Source organism: Bradyrhizobium sp. USDA 4532 (genome assembly GCF_024171315.1).
GTDB lineage: Bacteria > Pseudomonadota > Alphaproteobacteria > Rhizobiales > Xanthobacteraceae > Bradyrhizobium > Bradyrhizobium australafricanum.
This window is the reverse complement of record NZ_JALJZN010000001.1, coordinates 1,965,865-1,979,408: the sequence shown is the minus strand read 5'-3', so window position 1 is coordinate 1,979,408 and position 13,544 is coordinate 1,965,865. Positions and strand designations below refer to the sequence as shown.

Genomic DNA, 13,544 nt, shown 5'->3' with positions numbered 1-13,544 from the left:
CGCTCTGGTGTCGTCCCCCGGGAAGGCGGGGGACCCTGTACGCGGCGGCTTCTCCGTTACTCGCTACGGTTCTCGGCGGGGAGGTGACTGCCGAAAAAGTCGATCAGGCTCTGCGGCGCGTTAGCGCCGTAGCACAACTCGAGGAGCTCCTCCGCATCAGCCGCTTCGGACGCGCTGCGGGGAAACAGGTCCTTTTCATAGGCGGCGAGCGCGGCCTCGACGTCACCTGGGTTGGCAGCGATCGCCGCGCCGAGTTCGGCACCGTCGTACATTGCGAGATTGGCGCCTTCGCCCGATGGAACCATCAGATGCGCTGCATCGCCGAGCAGCGTGACGCCGGGCACGTGGTCCCATTGATGTGCGACCGGAAGCGCATGGATGAGGCGCAGCACCGGCGCCGTCTCGCCATCGGTGATCAGCGCGGTCAGCGCCCGGGCCCAGCCATCGAATTCCTCGGCGACGCGGGCGAGGGCGCTCGCAGGGTTGGAGAAGTCGAGGTTGGCAAACCATTCCTCAGGCTTGGTCAGCGCCACATAGGTGTGCAGCACGCCGTTCGGCTCACGATGCGCGGCGATGCCCTTTCCCGGCGCCAGCGCGAACATCGCGCCGCCGCCAACCGCTTCCGCGCTCGCTCGGTGACGGACATCGGCGTCGAACAGATATGTCTCGATGAACGAAGTGCCGACATAAGTCGGCTTGTCTGCGGAGAGAAGCGATCGCACGCGCGACCAGGCACCGTCGGCGCCGACCAGAAGCTCAGTCGTCACCGTCGTGCCGTCGGCAAAGCTCAATAGGTACCTTCCACCGCCGAGCGGAGTGGCCGCGGTGACCTTAGATCCCCAATGCACCGTGCCCTCGGGCAGCGAGTTGAGCAGGATCCGACGTAGCTCGCCTCGGGGTACCTCGGGGCGCCCGCCCGTGCCGTCATCCGGATGATGCAGCAGGACATTGCCTTGGGTATCGAGCGCGCGGGTTTCCTGGCCGCCGGGGTGGATCAGCTCGCGGAACTCCTCAAAGAGGCCTGCGGCCTTCAGCGCGCGTTGGCCGTTGTGCTCATGGATATCGAGCATGCCGCCCTGCGTTCGTGCCTCTGCGGAGGCTTCCGCTTCGTAGACGATCGCTGCGATCCCGTGGACGTGGAGGACGCGGGCAAGCGTCAGGCCGCCGAGGCCGGCACCGACGATCGTGACGGGAGATTTCATGCGGAGTCCTTCCGGCGCGGAGACTGAGAGTTATGGAACGTCGTTCCATATACTTGGAATGCCGTTCCAGACGTGTCAAGATGCGGCATGGTCAAGAAGGCGCGCAGCGGCCAGCGACGCGAGGACTCGCTCTCGCGGGATCGCATCATCGAGGCTTCGATCGAACTCCTGGACGAGAGCGGCGAGGAGGGGCTGACGTTCCGCGCCCTGTCCGAACGGCTCGCGACCGGTCCCGGCGCGATCTACTGGCATATCGCCAACAAGAGTGATCTGCTGGTCGCCGCCTGCGACGCCATTGTCTCGCGCGTGGTGGATGCGCACGCGGTCAGCGGATCGCCGAAGGCCACCATTCGCGCCCTTGCGCTCGGCATGTTCGACGCAATGGAGGCGCATGCGTGGGTCGGGACAGCGCTGATCCGTGCTGCCGGGCAGTTGCCGACCGTGCGCGTTCTGGAATGCATCGGCCAGCAGGTTCACGCGCTTGGCGTGGCTGCCGACACGCAGTGGACGATCGTCTCGGTCCTGCTGAACTACATCCTTGGCGTCGGTGGCCAGAACGCAGCCAACGCGCAGTTCGCGCGGACGCATGGCCTGGACCGATCGAGCTTCCTGGATGCGGTGGCGACCGACTGGTCCGCGCTCGACGCAAGCGACTACCCGTTTGCACGCAGCGTGGCCGGCGCGATGCGGGACCACGACGACCGTGTCGACTATCTCGCCGGCATCGATCTCATCCTCGCCGGTATCAAGGGGACACGAACCGGCCGAACCTAGGTTTTAGTATTGACAAGCGCGAGGAATTGAACGCCGCCCCGCTTGATGCGGTCCGGCCGCGGACCCATTTTCTCCGGAGTGCAATCCGGGTCCGCCTGCATGCTCCGACGCGTCGCCATCTGCCTCGCTTTTGCCGTGCCGGCCTTTGCGCTCGCGAGCGCGGCCTCTGCGCAGCAGCGGCAACAAACCAACCCGGCGCCCTTCGCACACACGCCTTGCAGCGTGCTCGACGAAGGGCCTTGCATCCCGTCCTATTGCAGCGTGTTCAACCACGGGCCATGCCTGCCCGAGATGGATTATCCGTACGGCGAAAATCTCCAGCTCACGATCCTGACCGTGCCACCGCAGGATCAGGCCGAGAAGTACCGCAAGCCGGATCATGATCTCAATACCATCGGCGATCTGTTCGCCGCGCTGCGCGCCTGCTGGGCGCCGCCACCGCCGGACGACGCGCGCGCGGGCATGCAGATGTCGGTGCGATTCAGCTTCAAACGATCGGGCGAGATGATCGGCGCGCCGCGCCTGACGTTTTCGACGCGGGGCATCCCGGCCGACACCCGCACCACCTACCTCCATGCGATCAACGCCTCGCTGGATGCCTGCCTGCCGCTGAAATTCACCGGCGGATTGGGCGGCGCGCTGGCCGGCCGGCCGATCATGATCCGCTATGTCGACAACCGGGAGCTGGCCAAATCGGCCAACAAGCCGTGAGACACGTCATTCCGGGCGCGCTGGAAGCGCGAACCCGGAATCCCGGGATTGGCTTGCGCGCCCGGCAACCTCGAGATTCCGGGTCCGGCCCTGCGGGCCATCCCGGAATGACGGAGTCGTGGCGTGACGCATTGCCACCCGCCCGGCGAAGGTGATACGCGAAGGCATTAGTTCGATCAGGGGAGGAACATCGTGGGACTGCTCGTCATGATCCTGGGTCTCGTGCTGTTCCTCGGCGTCCATGTGCTGTCAAGCCTGCGCGAGATGCGCGCCGGCCTGATCAAGGCGATGGGCGAGGGCGGCTACAAGATCGCCTATTCGCTCGCCTCCGCGGCCGGGCTCGTGCTGATCATCTGGGGCTTTGCGCATTATCGCGCGAGCGGATGGATCGACGTCTGGACCCCGCCGACGGCGCTCAAGCACATCACGGTCGCGCTGATGCTGCCCGCCGTCATCCTCGTCGTCGCCTCCTATATCCGCGGCCGCATCTACACCACGCTGAAGCATCCGATGCTCGCCGGCGTGAAGCTGTGGGCGTTCGCGCATCTGCTCGCCAACGGCGACCTCGGCTCGATCATCCTGTTCGGCTCGTTTCTCGGCTGGGCGGTCTATGACCGCATCTCGCTGAAGCGCCGCACGGATGCCGGCGCGCCGCCGATTCCGGTGGGCGGCCCAACCAACGACCTGATCGCGATCGCGGTCGGTGTCATCGTCTATCTGGCGCTGGCGTTTGCGTTCCACCCGGTCGTGATCGGCGTGCCTGTCATGGGAGCCTGACTATGTCTGTTCAATCCGCCATCAAGCGCAAGACCGCGCCCGATCTGCGCGCCCGCAAGAACGGCGAGCCGATCGTGATGCTGACGTCCTATCATGCGCACACCGCGGCGCTGGTCGACCGTCATTGCGACGCCATCCTGGTCGGCGATTCCCTCGGCAACGTCATGCATGGCTTCGAGACCACGGTGCCGGTCACGCTCGACATGATGATCCTGCAAGGCCGCGCGGTGATGCGCGGCTCGCAAGCTGCGCTCGTCGTGGTGGACATGCCGTTCGGCTCCTATGAGGGTTCGAAGGAGCAGGCGTTTCAATCCGCGGTGCGGATCATGAAGGAGACGCTGTGCGGCGCGGTCAAGCTCGAGGGCGGCGCGCGGATGGCGGAGACGGTGGCGTTCCTGTCCGAGCGCGGCATTCCGGTGATGGGCCATATCGGTCTGACGCCGCAGTCGATCAACACGCTTGGCTCGTTCCGCGCGCAGGGCCGCGAGGAAGAGACCTGGGCGCCGATCGAGAACGACGCCAGGGCGATCGCGGAGGCGGGCGCGTTCTCGATCGTGGTCGAGGCGGTCGCCGAGCCGCTGGCGCGCAAGATCACGCAGTCGATCGCCGTGCCGACCATCGGCATCGGCGCCAGCGCTGCCTGCGACGGCCAGGTGCTGGTGCTGGAGGACATGCTCGGCCTGTCGCCGCGGTCGCCGAAATTCGTGCGCCGCTACGGCAATCTCGGGCCGATGATCGAGGAGGCGATCGCCGGCTATGCGCGCGACGTGAAGAGCCGCGCCTTCCCGGGGCCGGAGCACGTCTACGGCATGAAGAAGAGCTGACCGGGCGCGCATGGACTGGTCGCAGCACGCAATTCCGCCGATGCGGCTCGAGCCGCGGTTCGGCGACCGCGTCGTGCCGGCTTTCCCGGAGCGGCCCGGCAGCCTTTGGGCGATGATCGCGGACGCCGTTGCGCAGAACGGCGACGGCGAGGCGCTGGTCTGCGGCGCGACGCGCCTGAGCTGGCGCGAGGTCGCGGAGAAATCGGCCAAGGTCGCGGCGGGCTTTGCAAGACTCGGCCTTGCGCCCGGCGACCGCGTCGCGATCCTGCTCGGCAACCGCATCGAATTCGTGCAGACGATGTTCGCCGCCGCGCATGCCGGGTTGGTCACGGTGCTGCTCTCGACGCGCCAGCAGAAGCCCGAGATCGCCTATGTGCTGAACGATTGCGGCGCGACGCTTCTGGTCCATGAGGCCACGCTCGCCGACCGCATCCCTGATGCGGCCGATGTTCCCGGCCTCAAGCATCGCATCTCGGTCAGCGACGACGGCGCGTCGCAATTCGCCGGTCTCGCCGACAACGCTGCGGCCCAGGCGCCGGCACAGGTGAGGGAAGAGGACACCGCGATGATCCTCTACACCTCGGGCACCACGGGCCGGCCGAAGGGCGCCATGCTCGCCCATTGCAACATCATCCACTCCTCGATGGTGTTCGTGTCGTGCCTGAAGCTGACCAAGTCGGATCGCTCGATCGCCGCGGTGCCGCTCGCGCATGTTACCGGCGCGGTCGCCAACATCACCACCATGGCACGCTGCGCCGGCGCGCTGATCATCATGCCGGAGTTCAAGGCCTCGGAATATCTGAAGGTCGCGGCGCGCGAGCGCGTCAGCTACACGGTGATGGTGCCGGCGATGTACAATCTCTGCCTGATGCAGCCGGACTTCGACAGCTACGATCTGTCGAGCTGGCGGATCGGCGGCTTCGGCGGCGCGCCGATGCCGGTCGCGACCATCGAAAAACTCGACGCCAAGATTCCCGGGCTGAAGCTTGCGAATTGCTACGGCGCGACCGAGACCACGTCGCCCTCGACGCTGATGCCGGGCGAACTGACCGCCGCCCATATCGACAGCGTCGGCCTGCCGTGCCCCGGCGCCGAGATCATCGTGATGGGCGCTGACGGCCGCGAACTGCCGCGCGGCGAGATCGGCGAGCTCTGGATCCGCAGCGCCTCGGTCATCAAGGGCTACTGGAACAATCCGAAGGCGACCGTGGAGAGTTTCACCGCCGGCTTCTGGCATTCCGGCGATCTCGGTTCGATCGACGCGGCAAACTTCGTCCACGTGTTCGATCGCCAGAAGGACATGATCAATCGCGGCGGCCTGAAGATCTATTCCGCCGAGGTCGAGTCTGTTCTGGCCGGCCATCCCGCCGTGGTCGAGAGCGCGATCATCGCCAAGCCGTGCCCGGTGCTCGGCGAGCGCGTGCACGCCGTGATCGTGACCCGCACGGACGTGAATGCGGAGAGCCTGCGCGCCTGGTGCGCCGAGCGGCTCTCGGACTACAAGGTGCCGGAGACCATGGCGCTGACATCAGAGCCGCTGCCGCGCAACGCCAACGGCAAGGTGATCAAGCGCCAGATCAGGGAGAGCCTGTCCGCGATAGGCGCGTAGCGAGGCGTGGACGTACCATCCGCGAATTCGGTGCACCGCTCCCGCTTGCGGGGGTCGAGACGCTCGAAGCTCGCTCTTAGGTCAACGCGCGCAGCGCGGCGCGTGGGGGCTTTGTCCGCACAAGGACTTTCTCACTGATCCGACTCGTGGAGACACCCCACCCCGACCCTCCCCCGCAAGCGGGAGAGGGAGCCCGCCGCCGTTGCGGCCAGTCGCAAACGTCCCCCGTTAACGCTTTGATCCGCCTCGCTTTGCCTTGCCTCCGCCACACCATTAGGGTAACGCCGCCGCGATGTGGGGATCGGGTAGGGCTGGGCCCCACCGATAGCAGCGGTCCCGAGGGGATGGGATAGCCTTAAGTGTCTGAATTATTTGACGAAGTCGACGAGGAAGTCCGTCGCGATCAGCTCAAGAAGCTGTGGGACAAGTACTCGCTCTTTATCATCGCCCTGGCGATCCTGATCGTTGCGGGCGTCGGTGGCTGGCGCGGCTACCAGTATCTTGAGGCCAAGAAGGCCGCCGAGGCCGGTGCGGCGTTCGACCGTGCCGTCGAATTGTCCGATCAGAACAAGCACGCCGAGGCCGAGGCTGCGTTCGCCGCTCTCATCACCAAGGCACCGTCCGGCTACCGCAATCTGGCGCGGCTGCGCATGGCCGCCGAGGTCGCGACCCGCGATCAGCCGGCTGCCGCGAAGCTCTATGACGAGATCGCAGCCGACCGCAGCGTCGGCGGTCCCGAGCAGGACCTGGCGCGGATCCGCGCCGCGCAGCTCGCGATGGAAACCACCACCTATCCGAACATGCTGCAACGGCTCGAGGCCACGGCAACGGCGAAGGACTCGACGTTCCGTCACTCCGCCCGCGAGCTGCTGGCGCTGTCGGCCTGGCGCGCCAACGATGCCACCGCCGCGCGGCAGTGGCTCGACCAGATTGCCAATGACGGTGAGACGCCGCCGAGCCTGCGCTCGCGTGCCGAAGCGCTGCAGGCCTTGTTGCCGCCGGTCGCGAAGAGCTGACTTGGCGCGAAACCCGAGTTTGAGTGAGAGATCGACCATGCGCCGCTCGCAACGCCTGATCGCAGCCGCAGTTCTGACAGCGCTTTGCAGCGTGCTGGCGGGGTGCGGCGGTGGCGGCATGTCCAATTTCGATCCGAGCGACCTGCTCGACTTCCTTGACACCAAGAAGAAGCTGGCCGGCGACCGCAAGCCGGTATTCCCCGAAGGCGTGCCCGGCCTCGAGCAGGGTGTGCCGAAGGAATTGTACAAGGGCTCGCAGCAGGAACAGCTCGATCAGCAGAACGCCGCGGCAGCCGCTGCCGCCCAGCCGGCCCCGCCGCCCGAGCCGCCGAAGGGCGCCAAGAAGCACGCCAAGGGCAGGGCAGCGCCGGCCGCAGATCAAGCGGCTGCTCCCGATGCCGCAGCCGAGGAGGGCGCGCCCGCCGCGCTGCCGCCGGAGCCGAAGCCGAAGAAGATCGTCCGCCGCCGCACCACCGCGCCGCCCGCCGACGACCAGCAGGCACAGCCCGCGGCGCCGGCCCAGCAGACCCAGACCACGCAACAATCCGGCGGCGCCTTCCCCGCACCGCTACCGAGCGGCGGATTTAGCCGCTAGAGCATGATCCGGAAAAGTGCGAAGCGGTTTTCCGAAAAGATCATGCTAAAACAAGAATCTAAGGCGCGATGACGATTCAATCCGATCTCATCGCGCTTTAGGCTCCTAATTCAATTCATTGACGCGCGCCGCAACGCGGCGCCTGGATGATCCATGTCTTTCACCATCGCCATTATCGGCCGGCCCAATGTCGGAAAGTCGACGCTGTTCAACCGGCTGGTCGGCCAGAAGCTCGCGCTGGTCGACGACGAGCCCGGCGTGACGCGTGACCGTCGCGAGGGCCAGGCCAGGCTCTACGACCTCGACTTCACCATCATCGACACCGCAGGTCTGGACGAAGGCGCCAAGGGTTCGCTGACGGCGCGGATGCAGGAGCAGACCGAAACCGCGATCGAACTCGCCGACGCCCTGATGTTCGTGATCGACGCCCGCGTCGGCCTGACGCCGACCGACCGTGCCTTCGCCGACTTCGCGCGAAAGGCCAACAAGCCGGTGGTGCTGGTCGCCAACAAGGCCGAGGGCAAGCATGGCGAGATCGGCGCGATGGAATCCTACGCGCTCGGGCTCGGCGATCCCGTCCAGATCTCGGCCGAGCATGGCGAGGGCATGGGCGACCTCCACGAGGCGCTGAGCGCGCTGGTGCCGGAGACACCGGAGGAAGACGACGAGCTCGAGGATGACGAGGACATCTCGGAGGAGGAGGCCGCGCAGCGCCCGATCCGCGTCGCCATCGTCGGCCGGCCCAATGCCGGCAAGTCGACGCTGATCAACCATCTGCTCGGCGAGGAGCGGCTGCTGACCAGCCCCGAGGCCGGCACCACGCGCGATTCCATCGCGGTCGAGATCACCTGGCAGGGCCGCCAGTTCCGGGTGTTCGACACCGCTGGCCTGCGCCGTCGCTCGCGGATCGAGGAGAAGCTGGAGAAGCTCTCGGTGGCCGACGCGTTGCGCGCGGTGCGCTTTGCCGAAGTCGTCGTGATGATGATGGACGCGCAGAACAAGTTCGAGGAGCAGGACCTGCGCATCGCCGACCTGGTCGAGCGCGAAGGCCGCGCCATCGTGCTCGCGGTCAACAAATGGGACCTGGTCGAGCGCAAGCCCAACCAGATCTCGCAACTGCGCACCGATGCCGACCACTGGCTGCCGCAGGTCAAGGGCGCGCCGATCGTCGCCGTCTCCGGCCTGATGGGCGAAGGCATCGACCGCCTGATGACGGCGATCCAGGAGGCCTACGCGGTCTGGAACCGGCGCTTGCCGACCTCGGCGCTCAATCGCTGGTTCGAGCAGGCGATCCAGGCCAACCCGCCGCCGGCGGTTTCGGGCCGCAGGCTGAAGCTGAACTACATCACGCAAGTGAAGGCGCGCCCGCCGAGCTTCGTGCTGTTCTGCTCGCGCGCCGACGCGATCCCGCGATCCTATCTGCGCTACCTCATCAACTCGCTGCGCGAGACCTTCGATCTGCCGGGCACGCCGATCCGGATCACGCTGCGCGAGAAGGCCAATCCGTTCGCCCACAAGCGCAAACGGCCGTCGTGAGCGAAAGGTCGGAGGGCGACACGGTTGCTGTAGCGCAACCGCGCAGCGGCGCGGTGATCTTCATCTTCATCACGTTGCTGCTCGACATGCTCGCGCTCGGGATCATCATCCCGATCCTGCCCAAGCTGATCGAGGGCTTCGTCAACAACGACACCGCAAATGCGGCGCGCATCTTCGGCGTGTTCGGCTCGATCTGGGCCTTGATGCAGTTCGTCTGCTCGCCGATCCTCGGCGCGCTGTCCGATCGCTTCGGCCGCCGGCCGGTGGTTCTGCTGTCGAATTTCGGCCTCGCCGCCGACTATGTGCTGATGGCGCTGGCGCCGAACCTGATCTGGCTGTTCATCGGGCGGGCGATCTCGGGCATCACCTCGTCGAGCATCTCGACCGTGTTCGCCTATATCGCCGACGTCACCGCGCCGGAGCAGCGCGCCGCGATGTTCGGCAAGATTGGCGTCGCCTTCGGCGCCGGCTTCATCCTCGGACCGGCGCTCGGCGGCCTGCTCGGCGAGATCGATCCGCGGCTGCCGTTCTGGGCGGCGGCGGGTTTGAGCTTCGTCAACGGGCTGTATGGCCTGTTCATCCTGCCGGAATCGCTGCCCGTGGAGCGGCGCGCGCCGTTCAAATGGAAGAGCGCCAATCCGATCGGCGCGCTGCATTTCCTGCGCTCGAACCGGACGCTCGCCGGCCTGTCGCTGGCGACGTTCTTCGGCCAGCTCGCGCATGTCGTGCTGCCCTCGGTGTTCGTGCTCTACGCCACCTATCGCTATGGCTGGGACACCGGCACCGTCGGCGCGACGCTGGCGCTGGTCGGGCTCTGCGGCATGATCGTGCAGGGCGCGGCGATCGGCCCGATCGTGCAGCGCCTCGGCGAGCGCAACGCGCTGTTCCTCGGCCTCGTCTGCGGCGCCTTGGGCTTCGTGATCTTCGGCGCCGCGCCGACCGGCCAGCTGTTCTGGATCGGCATTCCCGTGATGGCGCTGTGGGGCCTCTCGGGCGCTGCGACGCAGGCGCTGACGACGCAGCTCGTCGCCGCCGATCAACAGGGCCAGTTGCAGGGCGCGACTTCAAGCGTGCAGAGCATGTCGGAATTGATCGGCCCGTTCCTGTTCACGCTGACGTTTGCGTATTTCATCGGCGATACCGTGCCGGTGAAGATGCCCGGCGCGCCGTTCTATCTGGCCGGCGCGCTGCTGCTGCTCGCGCTCGCCATCGCCTGGCGCACGACGGCGGCAAAGAGAGCGTAGGGCGGGCCGCCGACGGATCCACCACGAGACGCTCTATTCCGTCGCCGGCACCGAATGGTGCTCGTGCGTGACGCGCCACTCGCCGTCGACCTTGCGCAATCCGATCGTCAGCCTGAACTGGAACGTGGCATCAGGTGGCCCGCACCGCATCACCGCGACCGCGAAGGCCACATCATCGCCGGCCGTGATCGCGATCTCCTCGACATCGAAGGCGTAGGATGGGCGGTGATACCTGAAGAACAAGTCCCACGTCTTCCGGTATTCATCCAATCCGCGTGACTACAATGGCGGCGGAACGTCGAACATCACGATGTCCTGATCGTGATGGGCGAAGATGCCGGGATAGTCGGGTCGGCGGACGGCGTCCGTCCAGGCGTCGATGAGCGCCAAGGTCTGGCGGTGCCGCGACGGCGAGTCAGACCAGTGACGGCCGCAGCCGTACTTTCAGCCCCGGACGCGGCTGCGGCCGAGCTGCTTTTCCGCCCAGGTCGGATGAGGAGATTGGAATGGAGAGCTCGATCGCCGCGCGCGGTCTGGGAGCGATGGCGCTTTGCGTCCTCGCGGGAGGATGTGCCGCCGTCACGGTGGCCTATTCGGATGTGGCATCGTCGGCCTACATGACGCCGGATACGTCCGATTCTTCGGGACGTGTGCCGTATCGCTATGCGCCGCCGGTCGACTGGCGGAGCTACAACAAGGTGATGATCGATCCGGTCGTGATCTATCGCGGCGCGGATCATCAATTCGGCGACATGTCCGAGAAGGACAAGCAGACGCTCGCTGCCTACATGCAGACCCGCTTCGCCGACAAACTGCGCGGCCGCTTCACGCTGGTGAACACGCGCGGGCCGAACACGTTCCGCCTGCGGCTGACGCTGACCGGCGCGGTCGCCAACACGCCGGTGCTCGGCACGCTGTCGCGCTTCGATCTGGCGGGCGCGGTCTACAACGGCGTGCAGGCCGCGCGCGACGGCGAGGGCACGATGACGGGCTCCGTGATCTATGCCGTCGAGATGTTCGACAGCTCGACCTCGCGCCTGCTCGGCGCCTATGTCAGCAAGCAATATCCCAACGCCTACGACATCAAGGCCAGCGTCGGCGATCTCGCCGCGGCCACCGCCGGCATAGACAAGGGTGCCGATGCCTTCATGGCGCAATTGAAGTGAGGCGCGCCGCGCGCGTCCGCAAACCATCCCGACGCTGAAAGGTCCTTTACCATGAACTTTCTGGTTCGCATGTTTCTGCGCAGCCTCGTCGCTGCCTTGCTGATGAGCTCGACCGGCCGCGCCGAGACGATTGCGCCAGTCGATCCCAGCGGCACCTGGCTGACCGAAGACGGCCGCGCACGCATCCGCCTCGAGCGATGCGGCACGGCGCGTGACCGCGTCTGCGGCTTCATCGTGTGGATGAAGGATCCGCTCGATTCACACGGCCAGCCGCTCCGCGACAGCTTCAATCCCGACCCCGACCAGCGGACGCGTGCGCTGCTCGGCCATCAGCTGATCCTCGGATTGAAGCTGACGCCGGAGGGCAGGTTCGACGGCGACATCTACAACGCCGAGGACGGCAAGTCCTATGCGGTCTCGCTGTGGCGCGACAAATCCGACCGGCTGAAGCTCAAGGGATGCCTGCTCAAGCTGCTGTGCCAGACCCAGACCTGGACGCAGACGCTGGACGTGCAGCCGGGCCAGCTCGTCGGCCTGACCGGCGATGTCGGCGGCCCGCGCGCCGACAGGGAATGGGCATCGCTGCCGCCGCCCGTCAAGGCGAAGTCGGCGGCGAAGTAAGAAGGTGCAAAAAGTCATTCCGGGGCGATGCGCAGCATCGAACCCCGGAATCTCGAGATTCCCCGATGCGCAATTGCGCATCTGAGGTTCGCGCGTTGCGCGCCCCGGAATGACCGCTACGCGGTCACTTCTTCAGCAGCGGACAGTCGCTGGCCTCAAGCGGCTTTGCGGCGTCTTCCGGCGCGATCGTGGCGATCAGCTTGTAATAGTCCCAGGGATATTTGGACTCTTCGGGCTTCTTCACCTCGAACAGATAGGCCGGAATCAGGCGCCGGCCGTCGGCGCGCAGCGGGCCCTTGCCGAACAGCGGATCGTCGGTCGGCAATTCCTTCATCTTGGCGACGACCTTGGCGCCGTCATGCGGATTGCCGCCGAGCGCTTCCATCGCCTTGAGATAGTGCAGCACCATCGCGTAGTTGCCGGCCTGGGTCATCGACGGCATCGCGTTCTTGCTGGCGAGGGCGGCGAACCGCTTCGACCAGGCGCGGGTCTGATCGTTCATGTCCCAATAGAAGGATTCCGTGAACGTCAGGCCTTGCGCGGTCTTCAACCCGAGCGAATGCACGTCGTTGATGAACAGCAGCAGCGCCGCGAGCTTTTGGCCGCCGGAAACGATGCCGAATTCGGCCGCCTGCTTGATCGCGTTGGTGGTGTCGCCGCCGGCATTGGCGAGGCCGACCACCTTGGCCTTGGACGATTGTGCCTGCAGCAGGAACGACGAGAAATCGGCGGTGTTGATCGGATGCTTGACGCTTCCGAGCACCTTGCCGCCATTGGCGTTGACGACCGCGGTGGTGTCACGCTCAAGCGCGTGGCCGAATGCATAGTCGGCCGTCAGGAAGAACCAGGTGTCGCCGCCGGCCTTCGTCAGGGCCTTGCCGGTGCCGTTGGCCAGCATGTAGGTGTCGTAGGTATATGAAATCGTGTTCGGCGTGCAGGCCTTGCCGGTGAGGTCGGCGGTCGCCGCGCCCGAATTCAGCAGGACGATGTTCTTTTCCTTGACGAGATTGTTGACCGCAAGCGCCACGCCGGAGTTCGGCGTGTCGGCGATCGCATCGACCTTCTCGTTGTCGACCCATTGCCGAGCGATGTTGACGCCGACGTCGGGCTTGTTCTGGTGGTCGCCACTGAGGACGTCGATCTTCCAGCCCTTCTTGAGCAGGCCGGAATCCTCCACGGCCATCTTGATCGCGACCACGGAGTTCGGGCCGCCGATGTCGGCATAGAGGCTCGACATATCGTTGAGCACGCCGATCTTGACGGTCTTGTCCTGCGCGAACGCAGAAGTTGAAAGGCCGAGAGCGGCGCAAGCAAGAAGCGCGGCGCAGCGCCGCGCAAACGTCATTGTCATGAAATTCCCTCCACTGTCTAAAGCCCGGGCAGCCCTCTTGCGGAGCCTTTTTGCCGGTCGCTCAGGTTCCCGCTTACCCTTTCCGGGGGGAGGCGGCAATCCGCCTAAAGCCGGGTGG

15 protein-coding genes are annotated in these 13,544 nt (G+C 66.1%); 11 read left to right on the top strand and 4 right to left on the bottom strand.

The features are described from left to right. Nucleotides 1-56: 56 nt before the first annotated feature. Complete coding sequence (locus tag J2R76_RS09605; RefSeq protein WP_253587047.1) at nt 57-1,202, bottom strand: NAD(P)/FAD-dependent oxidoreductase; 1,146 nt, start codon at nt 1,200-1,202, stop codon at nt 57-59. A gap of 87 nt (nt 1,203-1,289) precedes the next feature. On the opposite strand from J2R76_RS09605, the gene J2R76_RS09600 reads away from it, so the two are divergent. The 9 genes from J2R76_RS09600 (at nt 1,290) to J2R76_RS09560 (ending at nt 10,288) form a co-directional block, all read left to right on the top strand. Then, nucleotides 1,290-1,976 (top strand): TetR/AcrR family transcriptional regulator, encoded by a 687-nt coding sequence (locus J2R76_RS09600; protein ID WP_076831895.1) that lies wholly within the window; start codon nt 1,290-1,292, stop codon nt 1,974-1,976. Nucleotides 1,977-2,075: 99 nt separating this feature from the next. Then, nucleotides 2,076-2,687: a hypothetical protein gene (locus tag J2R76_RS09595; protein WP_076831897.1), complete on the top strand. Its 612-nt coding sequence runs from the start codon at nt 2,076-2,078 to the stop codon at nt 2,685-2,687. A 192-nt stretch (nt 2,688-2,879) separates the two neighbouring features. Beyond that, nucleotides 2,880-3,464, top strand: a complete 585-nt coding sequence (locus tag J2R76_RS09590) for an NnrU family protein (protein ID WP_057019851.1) — start codon at nt 2,880-2,882, stop codon at nt 3,462-3,464. Nucleotides 3,465-3,466: 2 nt separating this feature from the next. After that, a complete protein-coding gene (gene panB, locus J2R76_RS09585; RefSeq protein WP_076831900.1) occupies nt 3,467-4,288 on the top strand; it encodes a 3-methyl-2-oxobutanoate hydroxymethyltransferase in 822 nt (273 codons plus the stop codon). 10 nt (nt 4,289-4,298) lie between these two features. Continuing rightward, nucleotides 4,299-5,897 (top strand): class I adenylate-forming enzyme family protein, encoded by a 1,599-nt coding sequence (locus J2R76_RS09580; protein ID WP_076831903.1) that lies wholly within the window; start codon nt 4,299-4,301, stop codon nt 5,895-5,897. Between the two features lie 359 nt (nt 5,898-6,256). After that, the gene (locus tag J2R76_RS09575; RefSeq protein ID WP_028335134.1) at nt 6,257-6,913 is read left to right on the top strand and encodes a tetratricopeptide repeat protein; all 657 of its coding nucleotides are present in this window, start codon (nt 6,257-6,259) and stop codon (nt 6,911-6,913) included. Between the two features lie 37 nt (nt 6,914-6,950). Beyond that, the gene (locus J2R76_RS09570; protein ID WP_076831906.1) at nt 6,951-7,508 is read left to right on the top strand and encodes a hypothetical protein; all 558 of its coding nucleotides are present in this window, start codon (nt 6,951-6,953) and stop codon (nt 7,506-7,508) included. Nucleotides 7,509-7,661: 153 nt separating this feature from the next. Continuing rightward, a complete protein-coding gene (der, locus tag J2R76_RS09565) occupies nt 7,662-9,044 on the top strand; it encodes a ribosome biogenesis GTPase Der (RefSeq protein ID WP_076831908.1) in 1,383 nt (460 codons plus the stop codon). Next, nucleotides 9,041-10,288, top strand: a complete 1,248-nt coding sequence (locus tag J2R76_RS09560) for an MFS transporter (protein WP_057019856.1) — start codon at nt 9,041-9,043, stop codon at nt 10,286-10,288. The genes der and J2R76_RS09560 overlap by 4 nt, the downstream gene beginning before the upstream one ends. 33 nt (nt 10,289-10,321) lie before the next feature. On the opposite strand, the gene J2R76_RS09555 is transcribed toward J2R76_RS09560, so the two are convergent. Then, on the bottom strand, nt 10,322-10,558 hold the full coding sequence (locus J2R76_RS09555) for a nuclear transport factor 2 family protein (protein ID WP_256520504.1): 237 nt from the start codon (nt 10,556-10,558) through the stop codon (nt 10,322-10,324). A 9-nt stretch (nt 10,559-10,567) separates the two neighbouring features. Then, the gene (locus tag J2R76_RS09550; RefSeq protein ID WP_244558936.1) at nt 10,568-10,678 is read right to left on the bottom strand and encodes a nuclear transport factor 2 family protein; all 111 of its coding nucleotides are present in this window, start codon (nt 10,676-10,678) and stop codon (nt 10,568-10,570) included. Between the two features lie 116 nt (nt 10,679-10,794). On the opposite strand from J2R76_RS09550, the gene J2R76_RS09545 reads away from it, so the two are divergent. Both J2R76_RS09545 and J2R76_RS09540 read left to right on the top strand, forming a co-directional pair. Next, nucleotides 10,795-11,454: a DUF3313 domain-containing protein gene (locus J2R76_RS09545; RefSeq protein WP_076831911.1), complete on the top strand. Its 660-nt coding sequence runs from the start codon at nt 10,795-10,797 to the stop codon at nt 11,452-11,454. A 51-nt stretch (nt 11,455-11,505) separates the two neighbouring features. Then, nucleotides 11,506-12,075 carry a DUF2147 domain-containing protein gene (locus J2R76_RS09540; RefSeq protein ID WP_076831914.1) on the top strand — a complete coding sequence of 190 codons (570 nt, stop codon included), beginning with the start codon at nt 11,506-11,508 and terminating at the stop codon, nt 12,073-12,075. A gap of 124 nt (nt 12,076-12,199) precedes the next feature. Here the strand turns inward: J2R76_RS09540 and J2R76_RS09535 are convergent, their stop codons facing one another. Then, the gene (locus J2R76_RS09535) at nt 12,200-13,426 is read right to left on the bottom strand and encodes an ABC transporter substrate-binding protein (protein WP_076831917.1); all 1,227 of its coding nucleotides are present in this window, start codon (nt 13,424-13,426) and stop codon (nt 12,200-12,202) included. Nucleotides 13,427-13,544 lie beyond the last annotated feature (118 nt).